24 protein-coding genes are annotated in these 23,079 nt (G+C 35.1%); 17 read left to right on the top strand and 7 right to left on the bottom strand.

Annotated elements, in window-relative coordinates; all coding sequences use genetic code 11:
* Positions 1 to 145: 145 nt before the first annotated feature.
* The 13 genes from polA to MKY04_RS14975 all read left to right on the top strand — a co-directional run bounded on the left by polA (position 146) and on the right by MKY04_RS14975 (position 14,037).
* Complete coding sequence (gene polA / locus MKY04_RS15035; RefSeq protein ID WP_346234654.1) at positions 146 to 2,773, top strand: DNA polymerase I; 2,628 nt, start codon at positions 146 to 148, stop codon at positions 2,771 to 2,773.
* A 12-nt stretch (positions 2,774 to 2,785) separates the two neighbouring features.
* On the top strand, positions 2,786 to 3,658 hold the full coding sequence (gene mutM, locus MKY04_RS15030) for a bifunctional DNA-formamidopyrimidine glycosylase/DNA-(apurinic or apyrimidinic site) lyase (RefSeq protein ID WP_126295376.1): 873 nt from the start codon (positions 2,786 to 2,788) through the stop codon (positions 3,656 to 3,658).
* A gap of 18 nt (positions 3,659 to 3,676) precedes the next feature.
* On the top strand, positions 3,677 to 4,270 hold the full coding sequence (gene coaE / locus MKY04_RS15025; RefSeq protein ID WP_126295377.1) for a dephospho-CoA kinase: 594 nt from the start codon (positions 3,677 to 3,679) through the stop codon (positions 4,268 to 4,270).
* 291 nt (positions 4,271 to 4,561) lie between these two features.
* Positions 4,562 to 5,581: a glyceraldehyde-3-phosphate dehydrogenase gene (locus tag MKY04_RS15020; RefSeq protein WP_126295378.1), complete on the top strand. Its 1,020-nt coding sequence runs from the start codon at positions 4,562 to 4,564 to the stop codon at positions 5,579 to 5,581.
* Positions 5,582 to 5,797: 216 nt separating this feature from the next.
* Positions 5,798 to 6,268, top strand: coding sequence for a transcriptional regulator NrdR (gene nrdR / locus MKY04_RS15015; protein WP_126295379.1), 471 nt, complete (start codon positions 5,798 to 5,800; stop codon positions 6,266 to 6,268).
* Positions 6,269 to 6,286: 18 nt separating this feature from the next.
* On the top strand, positions 6,287 to 7,657 hold the full coding sequence (locus MKY04_RS15010) for a replication initiation and membrane attachment family protein (RefSeq protein ID WP_126295380.1): 1,371 nt from the start codon (positions 6,287 to 6,289) through the stop codon (positions 7,655 to 7,657).
* Between the two features lie 10 nt (positions 7,658 to 7,667).
* Entirely contained in the window at positions 7,668 to 8,606 is a 939-nt protein-coding gene (dnaI, locus tag MKY04_RS15005) for a primosomal protein DnaI (protein WP_126295381.1), read from the top strand.
* 495 nt (positions 8,607 to 9,101) lie between these two features.
* Entirely contained in the window at positions 9,102 to 11,033 is a 1,932-nt protein-coding gene (gene thrS, locus MKY04_RS15000; RefSeq protein WP_126295382.1) for a threonine--tRNA ligase, read from the top strand.
* 89 nt (positions 11,034 to 11,122) lie between these two features.
* A complete protein-coding gene (locus tag MKY04_RS14995; protein WP_346234653.1) occupies positions 11,123 to 12,058 on the top strand; it encodes an S-layer homology domain-containing protein in 936 nt (311 codons plus the stop codon).
* Between the two features lie 336 nt (positions 12,059 to 12,394).
* A complete protein-coding gene (gene infC / locus MKY04_RS14990; protein ID WP_126295384.1) occupies positions 12,395 to 12,901 on the top strand; it encodes a translation initiation factor IF-3 in 507 nt (168 codons plus the stop codon).
* Between the two features lie 31 nt (positions 12,902 to 12,932).
* Positions 12,933 to 13,133: a 50S ribosomal protein L35 gene (gene rpmI, locus MKY04_RS14985; protein ID WP_122971135.1), complete on the top strand. Its 201-nt coding sequence runs from the start codon at positions 12,933 to 12,935 to the stop codon at positions 13,131 to 13,133.
* Positions 13,134 to 13,202: 69 nt separating this feature from the next.
* Complete coding sequence (rplT, locus tag MKY04_RS14980; RefSeq protein ID WP_126295385.1) at positions 13,203 to 13,562, top strand: 50S ribosomal protein L20; 360 nt, start codon at positions 13,203 to 13,205, stop codon at positions 13,560 to 13,562.
* 205 nt (positions 13,563 to 13,767) lie between these two features.
* On the top strand, positions 13,768 to 14,037 hold the full coding sequence (locus MKY04_RS14975; RefSeq protein WP_346234652.1) for a DUF1294 domain-containing protein: 270 nt from the start codon (positions 13,768 to 13,770) through the stop codon (positions 14,035 to 14,037).
* 197 nt (positions 14,038 to 14,234) lie between these two features.
* On the opposite strand, the gene MKY04_RS14970 is transcribed toward MKY04_RS14975, so the two are convergent.
* From MKY04_RS14970 to MKY04_RS14960, 3 genes are all read right to left on the bottom strand, one after another.
* Positions 14,235 to 15,320: a copper resistance D family protein gene (locus MKY04_RS14970; RefSeq protein ID WP_346234651.1), complete on the bottom strand. Its 1,086-nt coding sequence runs from the start codon at positions 15,318 to 15,320 to the stop codon at positions 14,235 to 14,237.
* A 6-nt stretch (positions 15,321 to 15,326) separates the two neighbouring features.
* Positions 15,327 to 15,902 (bottom strand): copper resistance CopC family protein, encoded by a 576-nt coding sequence (locus MKY04_RS14965; RefSeq protein WP_126295388.1) that lies wholly within the window; start codon positions 15,900 to 15,902, stop codon positions 15,327 to 15,329.
* Positions 15,903 to 16,044: 142 nt separating this feature from the next.
* On the bottom strand, positions 16,045 to 16,590 hold the full coding sequence (locus tag MKY04_RS14960) for a helix-turn-helix domain-containing protein (RefSeq protein ID WP_126295389.1): 546 nt from the start codon (positions 16,588 to 16,590) through the stop codon (positions 16,045 to 16,047).
* Positions 16,591 to 16,701: 111 nt separating this feature from the next.
* Between MKY04_RS14960 and MKY04_RS14955 the strand changes: the two genes are divergently transcribed.
* Positions 16,702 to 17,319 (top strand): LysE family translocator, encoded by a 618-nt coding sequence (locus tag MKY04_RS14955; protein WP_346234650.1) that lies wholly within the window; start codon positions 16,702 to 16,704, stop codon positions 17,317 to 17,319.
* Between the two features lie 187 nt (positions 17,320 to 17,506).
* On the opposite strand, the gene MKY04_RS14950 is transcribed toward MKY04_RS14955, so the two are convergent.
* Positions 17,507 to 17,893, bottom strand: coding sequence for a sigma-w pathway protein ysdB (locus MKY04_RS14950; protein ID WP_126295391.1), 387 nt, complete (start codon positions 17,891 to 17,893; stop codon positions 17,507 to 17,509).
* A gap of 92 nt (positions 17,894 to 17,985) precedes the next feature.
* On the opposite strand from MKY04_RS14950, the gene MKY04_RS14945 reads away from it, so the two are divergent.
* Positions 17,986 to 18,468 (top strand): dUTP diphosphatase, encoded by a 483-nt coding sequence (locus MKY04_RS14945; RefSeq protein WP_126295392.1) that lies wholly within the window; start codon positions 17,986 to 17,988, stop codon positions 18,466 to 18,468.
* Between the two features lie 63 nt (positions 18,469 to 18,531).
* Entirely contained in the window at positions 18,532 to 19,620 is a 1,089-nt protein-coding gene (locus MKY04_RS14940; protein WP_346234649.1) for a M42 family metallopeptidase, read from the top strand.
* A gap of 84 nt (positions 19,621 to 19,704) precedes the next feature.
* On the opposite strand, the gene MKY04_RS14935 is transcribed toward MKY04_RS14940, so the two are convergent.
* Positions 19,705 to 19,950 (bottom strand): YkuS family protein, encoded by a 246-nt coding sequence (locus tag MKY04_RS14935; protein WP_126295394.1) that lies wholly within the window; start codon positions 19,948 to 19,950, stop codon positions 19,705 to 19,707.
* Positions 19,951 to 20,331: 381 nt separating this feature from the next.
* Between MKY04_RS14935 and argF the strand changes: the two genes are divergently transcribed.
* Entirely contained in the window at positions 20,332 to 21,297 is a 966-nt protein-coding gene (gene argF / locus MKY04_RS14930) for an ornithine carbamoyltransferase (RefSeq protein WP_126295395.1), read from the top strand.
* A gap of 213 nt (positions 21,298 to 21,510) precedes the next feature.
* Here the strand turns inward: argF and MKY04_RS14925 are convergent, their stop codons facing one another.
* Positions 21,511 to 21,813 (bottom strand): hypothetical protein, encoded by a 303-nt coding sequence (locus MKY04_RS14925; RefSeq protein WP_126295396.1) that lies wholly within the window; start codon positions 21,811 to 21,813, stop codon positions 21,511 to 21,513.
* Positions 21,814 to 21,939: 126 nt separating this feature from the next.
* Complete coding sequence (locus MKY04_RS14920; protein ID WP_346234647.1) at positions 21,940 to 23,040, bottom strand: S-layer homology domain-containing protein; 1,101 nt, start codon at positions 23,038 to 23,040, stop codon at positions 21,940 to 21,942.
* Between the last annotated feature and the right edge of the window lie 39 nt (positions 23,041 to 23,079).

Genomic DNA, 23,079 nt, shown 5'->3' with positions numbered 1-23,079 from the left:
ATACGTGTTTTATAATGGAATTAAAACTCATTTCAAGATAAAGTAGAACAGAAATAGGTTACACTGATAAGGGATAAAAATTTTTTAGTGTCAGTAAAAGAATAAAATTTAATTACATAATAGTCCGATAAAGGAGTGCTACTGAATGGGGAAAGAAAAGTTATTATTACTAGATGGGAATAGCTTAGCATACCGTGCATTTTTTGCATTGCCGCTATTAACAAATGATAGTGGAATTCATACGAATGCAGTATATGGGTTTACGACAATGCTTCAAAAAATTTTAGAGGAAGAGAAGCCTACAAAAATGCTCGTTGCTTTTGATGCAGGAAAAACAACATTCCGTCATGAGTCCTTTGAAGAGTATAAGGGCGGAAGACAGAAAACGCCGCCCGAACTATCTGAGCAATTCCCATATTTGAGAAAGCTAATCGATGCTTATCAAATTAAGCGATACGAAAAAGAGCTTTACGAGGCTGATGATATTATAGGAACGCTTGCAAAAGAAGCATCTGCAAAAGACATGGACGTAATTGTTGTTTCTGGTGATAAAGACTTAACGCAATTAGCAACAGAACAGGTTACAGTTTATATTACTCGCAAAGGTATGACGGATATCGAAAAATATACGCCAGCCCATATCGAAGAAAAATATGGACTCACTCCACTTCAAATTATCGATATGAAAGGATTAATGGGGGATACTTCTGATAATATCCCTGGAGTTCCTGGAATTGGTGAAAAAACAGCTATTAAATTATTAAAAGAATATGGTTCAGTTGAGGCTTTATACGAACAAATTGCTGATATGAAGCAATCAAAGATGAAGGAAAAGCTACTCGATAATGAAGAGCAAGCGAAATTATCGAAAAAGCTTGCTACGATATTCACAGAAGCTCCAATTGAAATTTCATTAGATGATTTAAATTATCCTGGTCCAAATGAAGAAGAACTATTAAATGTTTGGCAAGAGCTTTCTTTTAAATCGTTAATTGAAAAAAGCGATTTTCAAATGGAGGAAAAGGAAACAGCTGAGCTTAAATTTGATATTACCGAAAACGTAACAGAGGATATGCTTCAAGACGTAATGGCTGTTCATGTTGAGCTTGAAAATGAGCATTATCATTCATGCCAAATTTTAGGCTTTGGCTTTACAGATGGAGCTAAAACATTTTTCGTTCCATTCGAAGCAATGCATCAAAATGAAGCGATAAAGAAATGGCTAGAAGACGAAACGAAGAAAAAGTACATGTCTGACAGCAAAGCAGCACAAGCCATATTAAAAAGGATTGATATTAATTTGCACGGGGTTGTTTTTGATATGCTGCTTGCATCATATATCGCTAATCCCGCAATTTCTGGTGATGATGTTGCAACATTATCGAAGGAATTTGGTTATACAGATGTACAAGCTAATGAAACAATTTACGGAAAAGGTGCAAAATGGACAGTGCCTGAAATACATGTATTAGCAGAGCACGTTTGCCGCAAAGCGTTTGCTATTTGGTCATTGCAGCCTGTACTGGAAGTTAAATTAAAAGAAAATGAACAATTTAATTTATATCACGATTTAGAACTTCCACTTGCCTCTATTCTAGGCTCTATGGAAAGTGAAGGTATAAAGGTTAATATTTCGACACTTAAACAAATGGGTGAAGAGCTGGAACAAAAAATTTCTGCACTTGAAAAAGAAATTTACGAACTAGCAGGGGAAAATTTCAACATTAATTCACCAAAGCAGTTGGGTGTAATTTTATTTGAAAAATTAGGCCTTCCTGTTGTTAAGAAGACAAAAACGGGTTATTCAACTGCAGCAGACGTGCTAGAAAAACTACAATCTGAACATACGATTGTCAAATATATTTTAGACTATCGACAGCTGGCAAAGCTGCAATCAACTTATATTGAAGGGCTAATTAAAGAAGTTCATAGTGAGGATAGCAAGGTTCATACAAGATTCCAACAAGCACTTACAGCTACAGGACGTCTAAGTTCTACTGACCCGAACTTGCAAAACATCCCGATTCGCTTGGAGGAAGGACGTAAAATAAGACAAGCATTCGTACCTTCAGAAAAAGATTGGGTATTATTTGCAGCAGATTATTCACAAATCGAATTGCGTGTTTTAGCACATATGTCACAGGATGAAAATCTAGTTGATGCATTTAAGCAAGGAATGGATATTCATACTCGTACAGCGATGGATGTATTCCATGTTCCAGCAGAAGAAGTAACATCCAATATGCGTCGAGCTGCTAAAGCTGTAAACTTCGGCATTGTGTACGGCATTAGTGATTATGGTTTATCACAAAGTTTAGATATTACTCGAAAAGAAGCATCAGAATTCATTGATAAATACTTGCAAAGCTTCCCTGGTGTAAAAGATTATATGGACAATATCGTCCAAGAAGCGAAGCTAAAAGGCTATGTTACTACCATTCTAAATCGCCGCCGCTATTTGCCTGATATTACTAGCAGAAACTTCAATTTGCGCAGCTTTGCAGAACGAACAGCAATGAATACACCGATTCAAGGAAGTGCAGCTGACATTATTAAAAAGGCTATGATTGATATGGATGCACGATTGAAAGAAGAAGGTTTAAAATCTAAATTATTATTGCAAGTTCATGATGAATTAATTTTTGAAGCACCAAAAGAGGAAATTGAAATTTTAGAACGAATCGTACCTGAAGTAATGGAGCACGCAATTGAACTAGCGGTTCCATTAAAAGTAGATTTTTCTTATGGCAGCACATGGTACGACGCGAAATAAGGAAGTGGAAATATGCCTGAATTACCGGAAGTAGAAGGTGTTGTTCGGGCTTTAGTGCCTGCGGTAGAAGGAAAAACAATTGAAAAAGTGGAGCTTTCAAAAACGATTTATAGTTCATGGTCGGAAGGAAAGCAATGTATTATAAAAAATATCGAACCGAATCTTTTTGAAGAAGTATTTCAAGGAATGACTATCGATAAAATTAACCGTCGAGCAAAATACATTTATTTTTATTTAAAAAAGGACGAAGAACATTTTCTTTTTGTCAATCATTTAGGAATGACGGGGGCATGGTTTGTTGTAACAAAAATAAATGAAATAACTGAAGAGAAATTTCGCAAGCATATCCATGCTATTTTTTACTTAAAATCTGGGGAACTTCTTATTTATGCCGACATTCGCCGTTTTGGAGAAATGCGATTCATTTCGAACGAAAACGAGCATCCTCCACTTTTGCAAATGGCGCCAGAACCATTTGATGATGCAGCTTGTCAGTATTTTATTGAAAAATGCGAGCTTCCAAAATATCGCAATAAGGCGATTAAAGAAGTTATTATGGATGGTCAAGTAATCTCAGGATGCGGCAATATTTATGCAACGGAATCTTTATTTAAAATGGGGATTCATCCTGCAAGAAAGGTAAGTCGTATTAGTAAAAAACGTAAAATAGAATTGTTTGAAGTAATCCGCAATATTTTGCAGCAAAGTATTGAAATGGGAGGCTCAACAATTTCTGATTATCGAAACATTAACGGGGAAGCTGGCGGCATGCAGCATCGTTTAAAAATGTACGGCAAAAAAAGCTGTCCACAATGTGGAACTTCTACTAAATCGCTTGTCATTGGCGGGCGGACTTCGGTCTATTGCCCACAATGTCAACATTAAAAGGGTGTGGGATGAAAAGTGATTATTGGGTTAACAGGGAGTATTGCAAGTGGAAAAAGTACAGTTGCAAATATGTTAAAGGAACATGGATTACCGATTGTCGATGCGGATTTAGTAGCTCGCCTCGTTGTTGAGCCTGGAACACCTACTTTAAAAAAAATTGTTGCTGTCTTTGGGGAAGACATTTTAACTGAAGATGGTGCAATGAATCGGCAAAAAGTTGGATCCATTATTTTTCATGATGAAGAAAAACGAAAAGCATTAAATGCAATTATTCACCCCGCTATTCGTCAAGAAATGCTTAGACAGCGAGATGAGTACCTTGAAAATGGTGAAAAAACAGTCGTGATGGATATTCCATTATTATTTGAAAGCAAATTACAGCACTTTGTTGAAAAGATTTTAGTCGTTACGGTAACAGAACAAACACAATTAAAACGCTTAATGGAAAGAAATCAATTAAGTGAAGAAGAAGCGAAAGCTCGAATCAGCTCACAATTGCCTTTAAAAGTAAAAGAACAGGGTGCTGATGCTGTCATTTATAATAACGGTACGATTGAAGAGACAAAAGAGCAGTTAGAGAAAATTCTAAAAAAGTGGAATGTCATTTGAAAGTAACTTATTAAAGAACTCCACCTCTACAAATAATATTTGTAGAGGTGTTTTTTTACTTTTCGATGAGGATAATTTGTTTGACATACGACGTGGCATAACTCGCCGGCAAGCCTATTTGTGACGAAAGTACAGCGTCAGTAATAGGGGGTTTACACAGTTCTTATTTTCAGAAAATAAGAACTTTTTTATTATCGAAAGAATGTGTTCACCTTTTTAATAAATGTGCTATACTATTTGGGAGAATGGATGACATAATTAAACTCTAATTATCAGGAGGATATATATATAATGACAGTTTCTATTGCTATTAACGGTTTTGGCCGCATTGGCCGTATGGTTTTTCGCCAAGCAATCGTTCAAGAAGACTTAAGTATTGTTGCTATTAATGCAAGCTACCCAGCAGAAACGTTAGCACATTTAATAAAGTATGACACAAATCACGGGAAATTTGAAGGAACAATTGAAGTTGAAGAAAACGCTTTAATTGTGAACGGGAAACGCATCGAACTTATTAGCGAACGTGATCCTTTAAAGTTACCGTGGAAACAAATGCGTGTAGATATCGTAATTGAAGCTACTGGTAAATTTAACGAACGCGATAAAGCTGCGATGCATTTAGAGGCTGGTGCTAAAAAGGTTATCTTAACTGCTCCAGGTAAGAATGAGGATATCACAATCGTAATGGGAGTTAATGATGAATTGTTAGATGTTTCAAAACATGATGTAATTTCAAATGCATCTTGTACTACAAACTGTCTAGCACCTGTAGCGAAGGTTTTAAATGATACATTTGGTATTGAAAATGGTTTAATGACAACAGTTCATGCCTATACAAATGATCAAAAAAATATTGATAATCCACATAAAGATTTACGCCGTGCCCGTGCATGTGCGGAAAGCATCATTCCAACATCAACAGGCGCTGCAAAAGCATTATCATTAGTGTTGCCTGAATTAAAAGGCAAGCTGCATGGAATGGCTTTACGTGTACCAACACCAAACGTATCTCTTGTTGACCTTGTTGTTGACTTGAAAAAAGATGTAACTGTTGAAGAAGTAAATGCAGCATTCAAGGCAGCTGCAGAAGGATCCATGAAAGGCATTTTAAACTTCACAGTTGAACCACTAGTTTCAACAGACTATAACACAACGACTTACTCATCAACTGTAGATGGACCATTAACAATGGTTATGGGTTCAAGAAAAGTTAAAGTTTTAGCATGGTATGATAATGAATGGGGTTATTCTGCACGCGTTGTAGATTTAACTAAAAAAGTTGCGAAAGCTTTAGAAGTAGTAGTAGCTTAATCATTTTGAGTTATGCAGGTAGGAGTTTTTACTCCTGCCTTTTTTTATTTGACCGAAAAAACAAAAATTTTGAAAGAGATGTGTTTTTCTAATTTCATTATTTCACGAATTGTATTAAAATGTAGATTTGCATAAACAATAAAGTGCTGTTTTTCTAGTTGAACTAGTTTTGTTATAATAAGATTACCAAATAGAGTGAACCAGGAGAAAATTTTTATGAGATGTCCAGCTTGTCAATTTAATGGAACACGTGTCGTAGATTCTAGACCCGTTGATGATAATAAAGAGATTCGAAGACGTCGTGAATGTGAATCATGCGGCTTTCGTTTTACAACTTTTGAAAAAATAGAAGAAACACCTTTAATCGTTGTTAAGAAAGATGGTTCGAGGGAAGAATTTAGTCGTGAAAAAGTATTGCGCGGTTTAATACGAGCATGTGAGAAACGGCCAGTATCATTAGAAACATTAGAGGGAATAGTTATTTCAATTGAAAAGGATTTAAGGAGAATCGGCAACCCCGAAGTAAGATCTGAGGATGTTGGGGAAATGGTAATGGATCGACTTGCGAAAGAAGATGAAGTTGCCTACGTTCGTTTTGCCTCTGTTTATAGACAATTTAAAGATATTAATGTGTTTATTTCCGAGCTGAAAGAATTGCTTCATCGTCAAACGGATATTAAAAAATAAACAGATGGAGGGATGAAAATGGTTCATTTGTACAAGGAAATACAGCCAGCGGATCATTTTGAAATTAGTCTCCCTCACTTCCTTTCAACGAATGAACGTCAGCTATTAACGCTGTTTTATCAACCGTTAACTGGGGCAGAGCCTATTAGTCTTTATTTAACTTTATGGGCTGAGGGAGAAGACATACATTCAAGCCCAATGACCCACTATCACTTAATGAACGTATTAGATGCACCGATTGGAAAAATATTCGAAGCACGTATAGCGCTTGAAGCAATCGGTCTACTTCGAACGTGGCGAAAAGATGAAGGAGAAAGCCGCCACTTTATTTATGAATTAAATCGACCACTTGATGCGCATACGTTTTTCCAAGATCCATTATTATCAATGTTTCTATTTTCAAAAATTGGCGAACAAGCCTATCGAAAATTACGAAAGCGTTTTGTAAAACAAATAAATAAAGATGCCTATAAAGAAATTTCAAGATCCTTTATTGATGTTTATAAGCCAGTTCATACAAACGTACCAAAAGACTTTTTTCATACTGACGTAAAAAGGTCAAATAAGGAATATCCTTTTTATTATGAACAATTTGATTTTAATCTTCTAATGTCAGGGCTATCAGAACAGCTTATTCCTTCAAGTAGTATTACATTAGAAGTGAAGGAAGTAATTGCAAAGCTTGCGTTTCTCTATCAATTATCTCCTTTAGACATGCAAAAGGTTGTCATTTTAGCATTAGATGATAATATTCACATTTCAAAGGAGCGCTTAAAGAAGGCGGCTGCTGACTATTATAAGTTGACTGTTTCAAAGGATGCACCCAAATTACAAAAGACATTTATACAAACCGATGCACCAATTATTCAAGAAAAGAATTCTAAGGAACAAGAGCTTCAGCATTATCTCGAAACGACTCCGCCGATTCAAGTGTTGCGAGATATAAATAATGGGAAGGAACCTTTGCCATCCTCTGTTCAAATTGCTGAAGATTTAGTTGTTAAACACGGTATGCCTGTAGGGGTAGTTAATGTGCTTCTCGAATATGTTATGCTTACAACTGATATGAAGCTTCCGCAAAAATATGTCGAAAGAATAGCCGACCACTGGATGCGTAAAAATTTAAAAACCGCAAAAGAAGCTATGGAATTAGCTCGAACAGAACGTGATAAGTATACAAAATGGAAAAATGAAAACGAACAAAAAACTACTACATCAACAAGTAGTTATAAAAAGAAAAATGCTGCTAGCAAAGAGATTGTTCCTGAATGGTTTTATAAAAGAAATGAACAAAAAAACGAGAGTACCCAATCAAAAGAAACAACAGCTATTGATTTTGAACAAGAGCGTCTAAAAATATTAAAAAAACTTGGTGTACAAGACGGGTAGGTGACCTAAAATCGAACCGATTAACAATTCATTAAAAAGAACAATTAAAGTTCCATCATTTCAGGAGCGGTATAATTCCATTCGACAAGAAATTTTAGAAAATGGTGCTGTGCAAAGATTTCTAGCTGAGAACGACCAAATAGTAAATTTAGAAATGGTTGAGCGAAGTTTACCAAAGTTATATGAATATATTAGTCAGTCGACTGAATGCTGTAACTGTGGAAATACTGAACAATGCACGAATTACTTAAAAGGATTTGTTCCGAAATTGTATATTTCACAAAATATGATTGATGTGCAGTACGAAAAATGCCAGCAGAAAATTATAGAAGATGAAAGACGTGTTATTGAGTCCATGATATCAAGCATGCATATGCCAAAGGATGTTCTTAGGGCTACTTTAAAAGATTTGCAAATTGATAACACATCACGGGTAAATATTGCGAATAAAGCTGCTGATTTTATTGCACAATATAAAAGTACCGGGGAGCTTCCAACAAAAGGTTTTTATCTATATGGAGAATTTGGAGTCGGTAAATCTTTCGTGCTTGGAGCAATAGCTAACGAATTAGCGAGTTTAAAAATTCAAACAGTTGTAGTATTTGTTCCTGAATTTTTACGGGAAATGAAAAATTCAATTCATGACCAATCATTAAATGAAAAAGTTGACTATGTGAAACGTGCACCAGTGTTAATGCTTGATGATATTGGAGCGGAAACGTTATCCAGCTGGACGAGGGATGAAATATTAGGAACGATTTTACATTATCGTATGAGTGAGCAGCTTCCAACATTTATTACTTCAAATTTCGATTATGATGGATTGGAACATCATTTAGCACAAAGCTCACGAGGGGATGTAGAAGTCGTTAAAGCCGCTCGAATTATGGAACGAATCAAAGCAATCACCACTCCTATTCAAATGGGTGGGAAAAATCGACGCCATTAACTTTTAAAAATTCTGTCGATATTTAGTTGCATTTCGTAATAATCGAGCGTATACTTTCAATGTAAATAATCCAAATAAAAAGCTATGAAGAGGACAACAAGTTTGTGAGACGACTTATAGAGAGGGAAGCCTTGGCTGAAAGTTTCCTAGTACGACGCAATCTTTACTACCTCAGAGCCTTAGCGGGGAATAATCCGCTAACGTTTACCGGTGCGTTAACCGACCTAGAGCTTCGTCTGATAACATTTTATCGGAAGGAAGAAGGGTGGAACCACGAGCATATGCGTCGTCCCTTTTATAGGGACGGCTTTTTTATTTTCTCGAGGGTTTGTATTTTTAGGGATTTAATGGGTTATGTGCGGTTTTTTGAGATTTATGTGCGAATTTTAGAAAGTTATGTGCGGTTTTTTAACTTTTAAGTGCGAATTCTAAAATTTTAAGTGCGAATTTCAAAAAACGTTCAACCCATAAAATAAAAAAGAAGGAGAATTAAACATGTCAGAAGTAATTAAATTAACTTTTCCAGATGGTGCAGTAAAAGAATTTCCACACGGCACATCAACTGAAGAAATAGCAGCTTCGATTAGCCCAGGACTTAAAAAACAGGCTTTAGCTGGTAAAATTAACGGTACACTTATCGATTTAAAAACACCTATTGAAGTTGATGGTGCAATAGAAATTATCACACCAAAATCTGAGGAAGCTCTTGAAATTTTACGCCACTCAACAGCTCATTTAACAGCGCAAGCAGTAAAACGTCTATTCCCAGATGTAAAACTTGGAATCGGTCCAGTTATCGAAGGCGGTTTCTATTATGATATCGATTCACCAACTCCAATTTCGGCTGAGGACCTTCCGAAAATTGAGAAAGAAATGAAAAAAATCATTTCTGAAAATCTTGAAATTGAACGTAAAAACGTAAGCCGTGATGAAGCGCAAGCAATTTACGAAGAAGTTGGCGACGAATATAAATTAGAACTTTTAGAAGCAATTCCTGCTAATGAACAAGTATCTATTTATTATCAAGGAGAATTTTTCGATCTTTGCCGTGGAATTCACGTACCATCAACAGGTAAGTTAAAAGAGTTCAAGCTTTTATCTTTAGCCGGTGCTTACTGGCGCGGTAATTCGGACAACAAAATGCTTCAACGCATTTACGGTACAGCATTCTTTAACAAAGAAGATTTAAAACATCATCTTCAAATGCTAGAAGAAGCAAAGGAGCGTGACCACCGTAAAATTGGTAAAGAGTTAGAACTATTTACTCTATCTCAAACAGTTGGTCAAGGGTTACCACTTTGGTTGCCAAATGGTGCTACAATCCGTCGTATCATCGAACGCTATATCGTTGATAAAGAAGTACGTCTTGGTTACAAACATGTCTATACACCAGTACTAGGATCAAAAAAATTATATGAAACTTCAGGACACTGGGGCCATTACCAAGATGACATGTTCCCGCCAATGGAAATGGATAACGAAACATTAGTGCTTCGTCCAATGAACTGTCCTCATCATATGATGGTATACAAATCATCGATGCACTCATATCGTCAGCTTCCAATTCGTATTGCTGAATTAGGAACACAACACCGTTATGAAAGTTCTGGTGGTTTATCTGGTTTACAACGTGTACGCGGGATGACTTTAAACGATGCACATATTTTCGTACGTCCAGATCAAATCAAGGATGAGTTCAAGCGTGTTGTTAATTTAATTCTTGATGTCTACAAAGACTTTAACTTAAACGAATATAAATTCCGTTTATCTTATCGTGACCCAGCAGACACAGAAAAGTATTATGATGATGATGCAATGTGGGAAAAAGCGCAAGGTATGTTAAAAGAAGCGATGGATGATCTTGGCTTGGAATATTATGAGGCTGAAGGCGAAGCTGCATTCTATGGACCAAAATTAGACGTTCAAGTAAAAACAGCGATTGGTAAGGATGAAACATTATCAACTGTACAACTTGACTTCTTACAACCAGAACGCTTCGATTTAACTTACGTTGGAGAAGATGGAAAGCAACATCGTCCAGTCGTTATTCACCGTGGTGTTGTATCAACAATGGAACGCTTTGTGGCATTCTTAATAGAAGAATATAAAGGGGCATTCCCAACTTGGTTAGCACCTGTTCAAGTTCAAGTTATTCCGGTATCAAATGAAGTTCACTATGACTATGCACAAAAAGTAGTTGCAGAACTTCAAGCAGCAGGAATCCGAGTGGACATGGATGATCGTGAAGAAAAATTAGGCTATAAAATCCGTGAAGCACAAATGCAGAAAATCCCTTACATGCTTGTGCTTGGAGATAAAGAAGTTGAAGATTCAAGTGTGAACGTTCGTCGTTACGGTTCTAAGGACTCTGAAACAGTTGCGTTTGAAGAGTTCTTAAACAACATAAAAGCAGAAATAACAAAATAATTTTAGATGACGCATCGACAAAAAGTCGGTGCGTTTTTTTATAAGGTCGTCTAAGCCGTGAAATGGTAAAATAAAGGGGGGTGAGAAAAATGAAAAAAATTATTTGTAGTGTTGCATTAGGGTTAAGTTTATTAGTTGCTCTACATTCTGCAGAAGCAAGCGTACATTATAAGGATGTTAAGCCGACTGATAATTTTTATCCAGCAGTAGAAAGTATGATTGAGCAAGGAGCAATTAGTAGCACGCTACCTTATTTTAATCCGAATGAAAAGGTAACTCGTGGTCAAGCTGCTAAAATGATTGCTATTGCTGCAGGCTTAGATTACGAGAATGTTTCACAATTTGATAACTTTAAGGACGTACCGAAAACACATCAATTTTATCCCTACATTGATGAAATGCATAGTAAGGGCATAATTAGTGGATATAATTATTATGAATTTGGTGTAAATGATTATTTAACACGTAGTCAGATGGCGAAAATTTTGGTAAATGCTTTTAATGTACCGCTGTTAGCAATTGAGTCACATGAAGACCCGACGCCGCAGTTTAAAGATATTTTTACATATAATTACGGTGACATCCTTTTTAAACAACATGGTTTAGAAATTATGTCTTTAAAATATTTTAATTTGCTCTCGGGGTTATCTGAAAATGAATATGGGATAAATAAGCATGTAACACGTTCTCAACTTGTTCTATTAATTGATAAACTTCAGAAGAACAAAGAAAGTTACTCCAATATACGAAAGCTAACTTTATCTCAATACTTTGAAAATTATATTTCAACTGCTGCACCTATTATTATTGAAGATACGTCTATCGTAAAAGTAATAGCATATATACCTAACAACATATCTATACGTTATCGTCCTAGCAGCCCACAAAAATTGCAATTTGCACTTTTAAAACCTTTAAAAGAAGGAACAACAACAATTACTTCAAATAATGGTGAAAAAATTAGTGTAACAGTCTATAAAAAAGACGGGGTATTAAGAACTTCTTTTGAGAAATTACCACAGTAGAATTTATTTAATAAAAAATTAAATACAAATAATATTGTTGACATCTTATTTTATTGATGATAATATTAACTAGGTTATGAATACAAGTTTGTGGTTGAAGTAGAGGCTGCCCGCTTCTCACCTGTAAAGACGCGCATTTGCTGTTATCAGGTATGACACGTTGAATTATTTAAGCGCTACTTAAGCGTATGCAAATATAGCGGGCGGACATCTTCTAACATGTCCGTCCTTTTTTTATGGACATACTTAGGAAGTGTACCGTTCAACCGGGCGTTTTTGCGAAAAACTCATGTATTCGCGACACAACCTTGGAGGTGGATTCGTATTAGCAAAGACATGTATGTAAACGAAGGCATTCGCGCACGTGAACTTCGTTTAATCGATCATAACGGTGATCAGCTTGGAGTTAAATCTCGTAATGAAGCTTTAGAAATTGCCGCTCGTGTAAACTTGGATCTTGTCCTTGTGGCCCCTCAAGCTAAGCCACCAGTCGCACGTATCATGGACTATGGTAAGTTTAAGTTTGAACAGCAAAAGAAAGATCGTGAAATTCGTAAAAATCAAAAAGTCATTAATATGAAAGAGGTTCGTTTGAGCCCAACAATTGATGAACATGATTTTCAAACGAAATTACGCAATGCTATCAAATTCCTAGAAAAAGGCGACAAAGTGAAATGTACTTTACGTTTCAAAGGTCGTGCAATTACACATAAGGAAATTGGTCAACGCGTGTTAGATCGTTTTGCTGAAGCTTGTGCTGAAGTATCTACGGTAGAACAAAAACCGAAGATGGAAGGCCGAAGCATGTTCTTAGTTCTTCAACCAAAGAACGAGAAAAAGTAATACAGACGAATAGTTTAGGAGGAAATTCGAAATGCCAAAAATGAAAACTCACCGTGGCGCTGCGAAGCGTTTCAAAAAAACGGGCAAAGGAAAATTAAAATTTGACCGTGCTTACGGAAGCCACTTATTCGCAAACAAATCTACAAAACAAAAACGTCACTTACGTAAAGCAAAAGTTGCTTCTTCAGGTGACTTCAAACGCATCAAATCTTTACTTACTTACATGAAATAATTTTTAAGTAAAATAGATACGGATTGTAATCAATTAAACATTCGAAAGAATTAGCAGGAGGTAATTAGTATGCCACGCGTAAAAGGCGGAACAGTAACGCGCAAGCGTCGTAAAAAAGTATTAAAATTAGCAAAAGGTTATTTTGGTTCAAAACATACATTATATAAAGTTGCTAACCAAGCAGTAATGAAATCAGGTCAATATGCATACCGTGACCGTCGTCAAAAGAAACGTGATTTCCGTAAATTATGGATTACACGTATCAATGCTGCTGCTCGTATGAACGGACTTTCTTACAGCCGTTTAATGCACGGTTTAAAAGTAGCTGGTATCGAAGTTAACCGTAAAATGTTAGCTGACCTAGCTGTAACTGACGCTCAAGCATTCGCACAATTAGCAGAAGCAGCGAAAAAAGCAGTAGCGAAATAATCATTTTCGCCAAGCGAAAATGATTATTTCTGTGGCGAAAGCGAAGCGACAGCCACAAAATTATTTCTGCACCGAAAGGCGAAGCCGACAGTCGCAAAATCTCTGCGGCGAAAGCTTGCGACAGCCGCAAAATACTTAATTATAATAAAGACTGGTAGGAAATCCTATCAGTCTTTTTGTATATGTGAAGGATTGGGGTGACACGATGGAACTAGCGTTATTAACTTATATTGTTGTCGTATCTATCATTCTATGTATTTTCATGTATATTGATAAATCGCGGGCAAAAAAACATGAATGGCGTATTTCAGAAAAGTCGTTATTTACATTGGCAATTCTTGGTGGAGCATGTGGTGGTGTGTTAGGAATGTACCTATTCCGTCATAAAACAAAGCATAATTCATTTGCGTTTGGTTTTCCGCTCCTTGCAGCTATCCAACTATTTATCCTAGTAAGAGCTTTTAATCTATTTTAATAGATCTATAAGTACTTCTAATTCAATTTGCGCATAAGCTTTGTTGTATGAGCAAAATTTTCCATAGCAGCATGCAAGAATTAATTTAGTAGTATTAATTAAAATACATATAAAGACCAACTCAAGTGAAATTTGAGTTGGTCTTTATGTTAAGGCGACATCTTATAATAAGAATTGCAAGTTTGTAATAATTATATTTATACAATGCTTAACATTAATGAAAAATAAGCACAAACGACGAGCAGAACGCTCATTAAAAAAGACATAATCGCAGGCGCTTTCTTTAAAAACGAGATTACCATTAACATTGCGAATAAAATCGCTAAAGCAATAAAAGATGCGCTTGTCGGGTTTAATGCAAGCTGTACTGTCATTTCCTGCTGAGCTTGCCCGTTATAAATGAAATCAAATAAATTAGAAACATTGTCCGGTAAAACGCCTGATTCCTTAGGAGGCGATTCCTGTCCTAATACTGCCGTAGCAGAAAAAATTAAAAGAATAATTATACTTTCCATTTTAGCCCACGGTCTTGGATTAAAATCTGTAGAATCGTGTAATCGCTTTTTAATAAAAATACTATTAATCACTGCATAAAGGAGTAAGGGAATAATTAATAAATGTTTTATTAATAAAGCTTGTCCATATGGAACCAACCATGAGTTTGTATATTCAGGAACAACAAAATTCATTAAGATAAGTCCAGTGATTATAGTACTTCCGAAACAAGCAATCGCTACTGGTGTAAACCATTTTAAGAAGTTCAGCCAATTGACATGATTTGTTGAAAACCAACTGATGACAATTAATATTCCCACCCAAACACTAACAGCTGTTAAATGCAGAGTATCACTTATAAAACCCCACACATGGTCGATAGAGCTGGCATGGCTGGTCCAGCCTATTGACAAAATCAATAGTAGAATAAACAAAATGCCGATATAACTATTGATTGCTTTCTGCTGATAATCGAATAAACAAACAAAAATTAATAAAATAATCGATATAATCAGAGTGAAGACCCAAGCTTTTCCTACTTCGAAAGTTAAAAGTATTGACTGTAATGCTTCAAGGACTCCGATTCTTGGAGCCAAATACAAAATAATTTCTAGTACAGGAAAAAATGAGAAAATAGCAATTCCTGCTATTCCAGCAATAAGACCCTTCTGCGGGAAATTAATGTTAGGACGATGGGTTTTTGGAACGAGAGAAAGTAGAAAGCTTCCTAAAATAAAAGAAAAACATAAATACATTAAAATCTGACTTATGATAATAAGAACAAACATAATATATTATTTCTTTCTTTTCAACATAAATAGGAAGCTTGCGATAACGATAACTATGAGTACCCCAATAATAATTGGTACTGCATTTGATGATGTCGATGCATCTTCTTCCATTTCCGCTTGATTACCTTCATTCACTTTACTTGTTTCATTTTCTTCAATATTTGTTTGTGGTTCAGTTTCTTCAGTTGATTGTTCTACCGTATTTTGTTCTTCTGTAGTTTCAGCAACTGGTAAGTCATAAGTAAATGAAATGTCATCTTCCATTACATGACCATCTGCTCCAATAATGTTCCATTTAACTTGATATTCTCCATTGTCTAAAGGAGTTGTAATATCTCCTAACAGTTGATTTTCTGATATTGAAATATTTTCAACAGGTATGGATTCACCATTTGAATTTTGAAGGGTAAATTCACTGCCTTGTTCGATTTTAGTACCAAAAGTTAATATTATTTGTTTTAATTCTTCTTGAATCACTTCACCATCTTGAGGTGTTGAACTTTCAAGTGTAGTGTGTGCAAAGGCATTGCTCGTACATGCTAATAAGAAGATGAATGATAAGAAAAATATTTTTTTCATTTATTTTGCCTCCTATAAATAGTGTCCTTCAAAAGTGTAACATATAGTGAATGGAAGAATAGGTGAATAACCTTCTACAAATCCGTGAAATTTATGAAAAGTATTTTTTACAATTAATCGATAGTATGTGTTTAATGCGCTCCTAAAATGAGGGAGGTGTTACAGAAAAAAGAATACTAACAGGCTTGTCAGATAAATTACGCCACATATGCATAGCGTGTGTAGGGATTTTTACACTGTCGCCTGTTTCAAGCATATATTCATCATCTAGTAGAGTTAGGTGTATAGGGCCATTTAATACGTAAGCAACTTCCTCTCCTTTATGTGATAGTGGTGTTTCTGAAGACGACATGCCTGGCTGTAAATGCATAATTGCAGTAGCTAATTGACTAGTAAAATCTGGAGAAATTAATTCATAAGCTAATCCATCAATTACCATCTGTTTTCTTTTATTGCTTCTTACCACTAATTCCTTTGTATCGATTTCTTCCATTAAGAATGTAAAAACAGGAACATCCAATACCTTTGCTAATGACTTTAGTGTTTGAATTGATGGATTCGCTGTGCCTTTTTCTATTTGACTTAACATAGATGGTGTAATATTAGCCCGCTTCGCCAACTCTCTTAATGAGAGCTCTGCATTTTTGCGGTATTGTTCAATTTTTAAACCGATAAATGTTTGATTCATTTTTTCCTCCATTAATTATTATTTAATTAATTTATTTGTATTGAACATTTGAACGTCTAATGTTAAATTAAATTTAACATATTAAATGAAATCGTACAATGTGGAGGGGCTATGATTACTTTTATTTTAATGACATTATTTGTTGTTATGAGTCCGGGAGTTGATACTGCTTTAATTACAAAGAGGACGATTGGGGATGGTAAAAAAGACGGTTTGCAAATGGCTTTAGGCATTACAACAGGCTCACTCGCCCATACCCTTGCAGCAACACTAGGTTTATCGACTTTAATTCTCCAATCAGCAGTTGCCTTTACCATTTTAAAGTGGGCAGGTGCTATCTATTTAATTTACTTAGGTATTCAAGCGTTTATCAACAGGAAATCTCCAGCAACTGCAACTGATTCAGATAATATTTTAGAGAAGAAAGGATCAGCCTATAAGGAAGGTTTTTTATCAAACTTACTCAATCCAAAAGTAGCGGTTTTTTTCATTACTTTTTTGCCACAGTTCGTTACGACAGCAGAGCGTGCAATGATAGAACTATTCTTTATGGGAAGTATATACGCTCTTCTTTCAATACTTTGGTTTGTTTTCTATGTTTTCTGCTTGCATTATATTCGTGAGTGGCTGTTATCAACGACTGTTCAAAACTATATGGAAAAGTTAACGGGTATAGTCCTAATTGGATTTGGCATAAAATTGCTTTTCACCCAAAACGAATCACATTAGAAGATGTATAAGAGGAAGTAGGGGAAATTTACGGTTAGGTCAATAGTAATATTTTTTAGTTATAGACGTTGGCTAAAACTGTATAGAATTAAATGTCTAATAAAGTTTCACATCAAATAGGATAGTCTATCATGCATATTTCAAGCATTGTTAGACTATCCTTATTTTGTTCCTTTTATTTTTGATATTATCGTTCCTTCATAAGTTGTTCGATTGGATTTTTCCAATTTATTTTTGCTTTTGGGTAATTCATTAGGATTTCTTTTTCCAAAAATAAAAAATCCTCTTTAGTGAGTCCTTGAAGCCTCATTGCGTCATGCACCCAAACAAATATAGAAACAACCTCAAATGAATCATCTGTTGTACCTAAATATTTCTCCCCTTCAAAAAGGGCACCTTTATAAGAAATGAAAAAGTTTTTTCTAACATTTTTCACATCATCATAAAAATAATATTGTCCTTTTTCATAGGCTTCATCTAGTTTTCGTTTTGGATCTGTTAGGAAACGTACAGCCTTATAGAATATGTAAATGATTAGTACAATAATGAGTATGCGGAATAATAGAAGAGCCAAGTAAGTTCCCCCTTGTAAAGACATTGTAGTTTCCTTTACGATTAAGTAGGACAATAAGTTTCATTTTTTATAAAGAAATTGAGGGATATTTTATGGAATTTAAAGAACTTTTTGAAATGCAGAGACAACTAGATGCATTTATTGAAAAAACACAGAACATTGAACGCGATGTATTCAAAGAAAAAGGACTAGCCTTAATGATTGAACTTGCAGAGCTGGCAAATGAAACAAGATGTTTTAAATTTTGGAGTACAAAAGGGCCATCTGAACGTGAAATTATTTTAGAAGAATTTGTTGATTCAATTCATTTCTTACTTTCGCTTGGAAATGAAAAAGGCTTATCTCTAGATGCATGGCCTGAAATTCAAATGAGAGAAGATTTAACAAGTTGGTTTTTACGGACACAAGATGCAATATTAACTTTCATACAGCATCCAACCGAGGATTTATATCGTAGTGTTTGGCAGCATTACGGTGTATTAGCGTACAATTTAGACTTTTCATTTGATGATATTATCGGTGCATATATTGCTAAAAATGAGAAAAATTATGAACGCCAAAGAACTGGATATTAAATATTTCATAATCCGAAATAATAAAGGTATAATAAGGAACAAAATCGTTAGGAGGGTGAATTGATGGCTGAGTTAGATAGTACGTTAAAAATGTTGAAAGAATTAACAGATGCAAATGGAATTGCCGGCAATGAACGAGCACCTCGTGAAGTAATGAAAAAATATATCGAGCCATTTGCTGATGAAATCGAATACGATAATTTAGGAAGTTTGATTGCGAAAAAAGTGGGCGATGCAAATGGTCCAAAAATTATGATTGCTGGCCATTTAGACGAAGTGGGCTTTATCGTATCACAAATTGATGAAAAAGGTTTCATTAAATTCCAAACAGTAGGTGGTTGGTGGAGCCACGTGATGCTTTCTCAACGTGTAACGATTACAACTCGCAAAGGTGAAGAAATAATTGGTGTAATCGGGTCAAAACCACCACATATTTTGCCTGCTGAAACACGCAAAAAAGTAGTTGATATGAAAGAGTTATTTATTGATATCGGTGCTACATCAAAAGAGGAAGCTATTAACTGGGGAATTCGCCCCGGTGATATGATTACACCATATTTTGAATTCAACGTCATGAAAAATGAAAAAATGCTGCTGGCAAAAGCATGGGATAACCGAATTGGTTGTGCAATTGCAATTGATGTTTTACGTGAGTTAAATAATGTGAAACATTCAAATGTTGTATATGCCGTAGGAAATGTTCAAGAAGAGGTTGGGCTGCGCGGAGCAAAAACATCCACATATAAAATTCAGCCAGATATCGGCTTTGCATTAGATGTTGGTGTTGCTGGCGACACACCAGGAATTACACCGAAAGAATCAACTTCTAAATTAGGAGATGGACCGCAAATTATCATTTATGATGCTTCAATGGTTGGTCATAAAGGTCTTCGTGATTTTGTAGTAGATATTGCAGAAGAAAACAACATCCCTTACCAATTTGATGCAACTCCAGGCGGAGGGACAGATGCTGGCTCAATTCATCTGACTGCTAATGGTGTTCCAGCGATGGCAATTGGTATTGCAACGCGCTACATCCATTCACATGCATCAATTTTACACCGTGATGATTATAAAAATACTGTAAAATTAGTTGTAGAAGTTATTAAAAGATTAGACCGCGATGCAGTGGATAAAATTATTTTTGGATAATTCAATAACCAATTATTTCAGTTTTTGCAGATAGAAAAAATTAAAAGATGCTGTCCAAATCTGTGGCAGCATCTTTTAATTATTTTAGTGAAACATTTTGTCTACACGTTCTAAAACCTCATCAGCAGATAGACCACGAGCATCTATTATAGGTGCTGTTGTTGTAGTATCGCTAATCCCCATCATGTTTTCATCTTGGCCTGTAATTACACAACAATCACATTTGCTTGCATCTTGTTCACTGCGAAGCTGAACAACTTCATATCCTTTTGCTTGTAAAGCAGCTTCAACGTTTGATAATGATTGTTCAACACCAATTACTTTAGACATAACTTCCACCTCCTATATGTAATGTGTCATATAGCAATGCTAATTATTCACTTCGCTTACTTTTTTGTTAAGGCTCTTATCAAAAGTATGACAATATAAAAAAATGATAAAATATCATAACTAATATTTAACTCTTTGCATATACATAGTAATGGTCTGTTGGTTTTGAATTAATTTTTAAACTTATATACGAATATTTATAAGTGTCATTTATCTAAATATCACAATTATATTAGTATTTTCGACGTTTTTTTAATTTTATACATGTATATTTTATTGCTTTGAAAAGATGGTAAAAAATAATAAAAATACACTTGATTAAATAAATATGCATATGTATAATGAAATACATCATCAATCGAAATAAGGGGCGTTCGTTATATGAAATTATTAGAAGAGGTTCAGCTCAAGCTAGTATCGAGCATAAAAGGGAAAGATCTATTGACTCTACTTGATTATTCAAGCGAGGAAGTACAAGATTTAATTAGCTTGGCCACACAATTAAAAAAAATTACTAAAGCTGGCAGATGTCCAAAATTGCTTGAAGGCAAAACCCTTGGAATGATCTTTGAAAAACATTCAACACGTACACGCATTTCTTTTGAAGTTGGTATGAATCAGCTTGGTGGAAAAGCGATGTTTATGCATTCTCGCGATATGCAAATTGGACGTGGTGAACCGATTTCAGATACTGGCCATGTTTTATCAGGTTATCTTGACGCAATTATGATTCGTGCAAACTCGCATGAGATGGTAAAGGAATTAGCTGAACATGCTTCTATTCCAGTTATTAATGGATTAACAGATTTGTATCATCCTTGCCAAGCGTTGGCTGATTTAGAGACAATCGCTGAAAATAAGGGAAGTCTAAAAGGGTTGAAAATTGCTTACGTTGGAGATGGAAATAATGTTGCGCATTCTTTAGTAGTAGCTGCTGCTCATGTAGGGATGGATGTTGTTGTTGCAACGCCGGTTGGCTATGAACCTGATGCAAATATTATTTCGAAAGCGCAAGAAATTGCAAAAACAAATGGAAGTTTAGTGACGGTTACAAATGATCCAATTGCTGCCGTAAAAAATGCTGATGCAGTTTATGCCGATGTATGGACTAGTATGGGGCAGGAAGAGGAAACTGCGAAACGCTTAATAGATTTCAAAGGCTATCAAATAAATGACGATCTTGTTAGCCATGCAAAGCCTGATTATATGTTCTTGCACTGCTTACCTGCTCATCGTGAGGAAGAAGTGTCGTCATCTGTTATCGACGGACCAAATTCATATATTTTCGAGCAAGCAGAAAATCGTCTACATGCACAAAAAGCAGTACTTGCTTCAATTTTAGCTTAATGTAATCAAATCAGTAAATTTATACGGGAGTATATCTTTACTTGATAAAATATCAACTAATCATTTACGGGGGACTCGCTGTAAATATTAGAACTCGATGCTTATTTCAAGATGGAAAGAAGCATCGTTACATAATTAAAGCAACCTGGGAGACGCTGGGTTGCTTTTTTAATGATCGGATTACTATTAAATCTAAGTTTCTTTAAACAATTCTCAGAATCCTGATTGCCAGGCGATAATAATAAATGTGGTCCAGAGTAAAGACAGAATTATTATAATGGTACTGATTAAATGCAAAATTTTTTCTCCCGTGCTAAGATTTTTTCTCCTAAATGACATAAGGACTATAGCTATAATTGAACAAAAATATGACAAAATTGCCCCAACCCAGTACCACTCCATAGTTAATGTCCCATCTGCTCCCCAATATGCCATTGATTGAAACATCATACTAAATATAAATCCAGTAAGTGAAAAAACAAATACAGCTATCCCCCCATAATTTATTTTCCCCATAATAGCCTCCTTTAAATTATCCTTAACATACAGTTCAAATTGATAAAACAATAGCCAAAAATCATCTCATCTTTAGAAATCTATAGAGATGAGATGATTATAATCAATACTTTTTCAAGCTCTTAACTAATTCTTTTTAAGATCAATTAATTCATAAACGACCTGATCATTATCCAAATCGTAAGTCAAAATGTGACCATATTGTTGATCGAAATAATATAGATAGCCGTCCGTACTTTCTACTTCCATTACCTGATTAAAGGTGCCTGCTTCAGTATCAACACTCTCTGACATACTTGTTACGGTATAGCGAACCGAAAGATAGGAATCGTTATAAGCATAGCTCCAGGTTGACCCCAATTTAACAGGGGAGGGGATAGAGAATTTTAAGTATTCATCTAAATTTCCTTGTTTAGGTGCGAAAAATTTAAATCGGCTATCAGTTAAAATACTTTGATAGTTTCTACTAGAACCGCTTTCGTCTGTAACGCTCCATAGGTCAGTATTTTTGTCCGATTTCTTATACGTATAAACCTCTGTACCAATTCTTCCGTTATTTTCAATGTATTCAAAAGTATATTGATAATTCTTATTGAACTTGAATTTCCCGGTAACTGGAATATAATCAGGCACTAAAACACGGGAAAGAAAAGCAGAAAAATGTGAACGAGTTAATGGACTTTTTGGTTTAAATGTTCCATCAGTATATCCGGTTGTAATATTATTTGCTGCAAGTGTACTAATTGCAGCGTAATAACTGCTTTTTGTAGAAACATCTTTAAATCGAACACTGCTTTTACCAGTTAAATCAAAAGCATTTACTAGCACGTGCGCCATTTTTTCACGGGTAATTGGTTCATTCGGATAAAACATTTTCCCTTTTGGAAAAATTCTCTCGTCTACAACTGCTGCAATTGCATCGTATGCACCATGATTTTTTGAAACGTCTAAAAAATTAGGATTAGGTCTATTTTCTAAATCAAGATTTAACGTTCTAGCAATCATTGTAGCAACTTGAGCATTTGTTACATTGTTATCCGGTTTAAATGTAAGATTGTCATATCCTTTAATAATTCCTTCCTGTACTAAAAATTCAATTTCGGAAGAATTTGGATGTTTTGAGGGTACATCTTTAAATGTTGCAGCCTGGCTACTCCCAATATTCATAAATAGAAAAGTAAAAAGAGCGAGGCTATTCAGTATAAAAAACTTCCATTTTCCCTTCAAATCTAGGTCCTCCATTTACTAGTTAAATATCAAAATTAA

This window comes from Lysinibacillus telephonicus (genome assembly GCF_039654155.1).
In the GTDB taxonomy this organism is placed as follows: Bacteria; Bacillota; Bacilli; order Bacillales_A; family Planococcaceae; genus Ureibacillus; species Ureibacillus telephonicus.
Note: the sequence above shows the minus strand (reverse complement) of the source record. Positions and strands in the feature narration are given on the sequence as shown.

What these genes read in the sequence shown, in the direction of transcription:
- MKY04_RS15010 (WP_126295380.1), top strand. Translation starts at nt 6,287, where the DNA reads ATGGTTCATTTGTACAAGGAAATACAGCCAGCGGATCATTTTGAAATT.
- MKY04_RS14970 (WP_346234651.1), bottom strand. Translation starts at nt 15,320, where the DNA reads ATGTTTGTTCTTATTATCATAAGTCAGATTTTAATGTATTTATGTTTT.
- MKY04_RS14955 (WP_346234650.1), top strand. Translation starts at nt 16,702, where the DNA reads ATGATTACTTTTATTTTAATGACATTATTTGTTGTTATGAGTCCGGGA.
- argF (WP_126295395.1), top strand. Translation starts at nt 20,332, where the DNA reads ATGAAATTATTAGAAGAGGTTCAGCTCAAGCTAGTATCGAGCATAAAA.
- infC (WP_126295384.1), top strand. Translation starts at nt 12,395, where the DNA reads ATGTATGTAAACGAAGGCATTCGCGCACGTGAACTTCGTTTAATCGAT.
- MKY04_RS14965 (WP_126295388.1), bottom strand. Translation starts at nt 15,902, where the DNA reads ATGAAAAAAATATTTTTCTTATCATTCATCTTCTTATTAGCATGTACG.
- mutM (WP_126295376.1), top strand. Translation starts at nt 2,786, where the DNA reads ATGCCTGAATTACCGGAAGTAGAAGGTGTTGTTCGGGCTTTAGTGCCT.
- MKY04_RS14995 (WP_346234653.1), top strand. Translation starts at nt 11,123, where the DNA reads ATGAAAAAAATTATTTGTAGTGTTGCATTAGGGTTAAGTTTATTAGTT.
- MKY04_RS14945 (WP_126295392.1), top strand. Translation starts at nt 17,986, where the DNA reads ATGGAATTTAAAGAACTTTTTGAAATGCAGAGACAACTAGATGCATTT.
- MKY04_RS14935 (WP_126295394.1), bottom strand. Translation starts at nt 19,950, where the DNA reads ATGTCTAAAGTAATTGGTGTTGAACAATCATTATCAAACGTTGAAGCT.
- MKY04_RS14940 (WP_346234649.1), top strand. Translation starts at nt 18,532, where the DNA reads ATGGCTGAGTTAGATAGTACGTTAAAAATGTTGAAAGAATTAACAGAT.
- nrdR (WP_126295379.1), top strand. Translation starts at nt 5,798, where the DNA reads ATGAGATGTCCAGCTTGTCAATTTAATGGAACACGTGTCGTAGATTCT.
- MKY04_RS14925 (WP_126295396.1), bottom strand. Translation starts at nt 21,813, where the DNA reads ATGGGGAAAATAAATTATGGGGGGATAGCTGTATTTGTTTTTTCACTT.
- rplT (WP_126295385.1), top strand. Translation starts at nt 13,203, where the DNA reads ATGCCACGCGTAAAAGGCGGAACAGTAACGCGCAAGCGTCGTAAAAAA.
- MKY04_RS14960 (WP_126295389.1), bottom strand. Translation starts at nt 16,590, where the DNA reads ATGAATCAAACATTTATCGGTTTAAAAATTGAACAATACCGCAAAAAT.
- MKY04_RS14975 (WP_346234652.1), top strand. Translation starts at nt 13,768, where the DNA reads ATGGAACTAGCGTTATTAACTTATATTGTTGTCGTATCTATCATTCTA.
- rpmI (WP_122971135.1), top strand. Translation starts at nt 12,933, where the DNA reads ATGCCAAAAATGAAAACTCACCGTGGCGCTGCGAAGCGTTTCAAAAAA.
- polA (WP_346234654.1), top strand. Translation starts at nt 146, where the DNA reads ATGGGGAAAGAAAAGTTATTATTACTAGATGGGAATAGCTTAGCATAC.
- thrS (WP_126295382.1), top strand. Translation starts at nt 9,102, where the DNA reads ATGTCAGAAGTAATTAAATTAACTTTTCCAGATGGTGCAGTAAAAGAA.
- MKY04_RS15020 (WP_126295378.1), top strand. Translation starts at nt 4,562, where the DNA reads ATGACAGTTTCTATTGCTATTAACGGTTTTGGCCGCATTGGCCGTATG.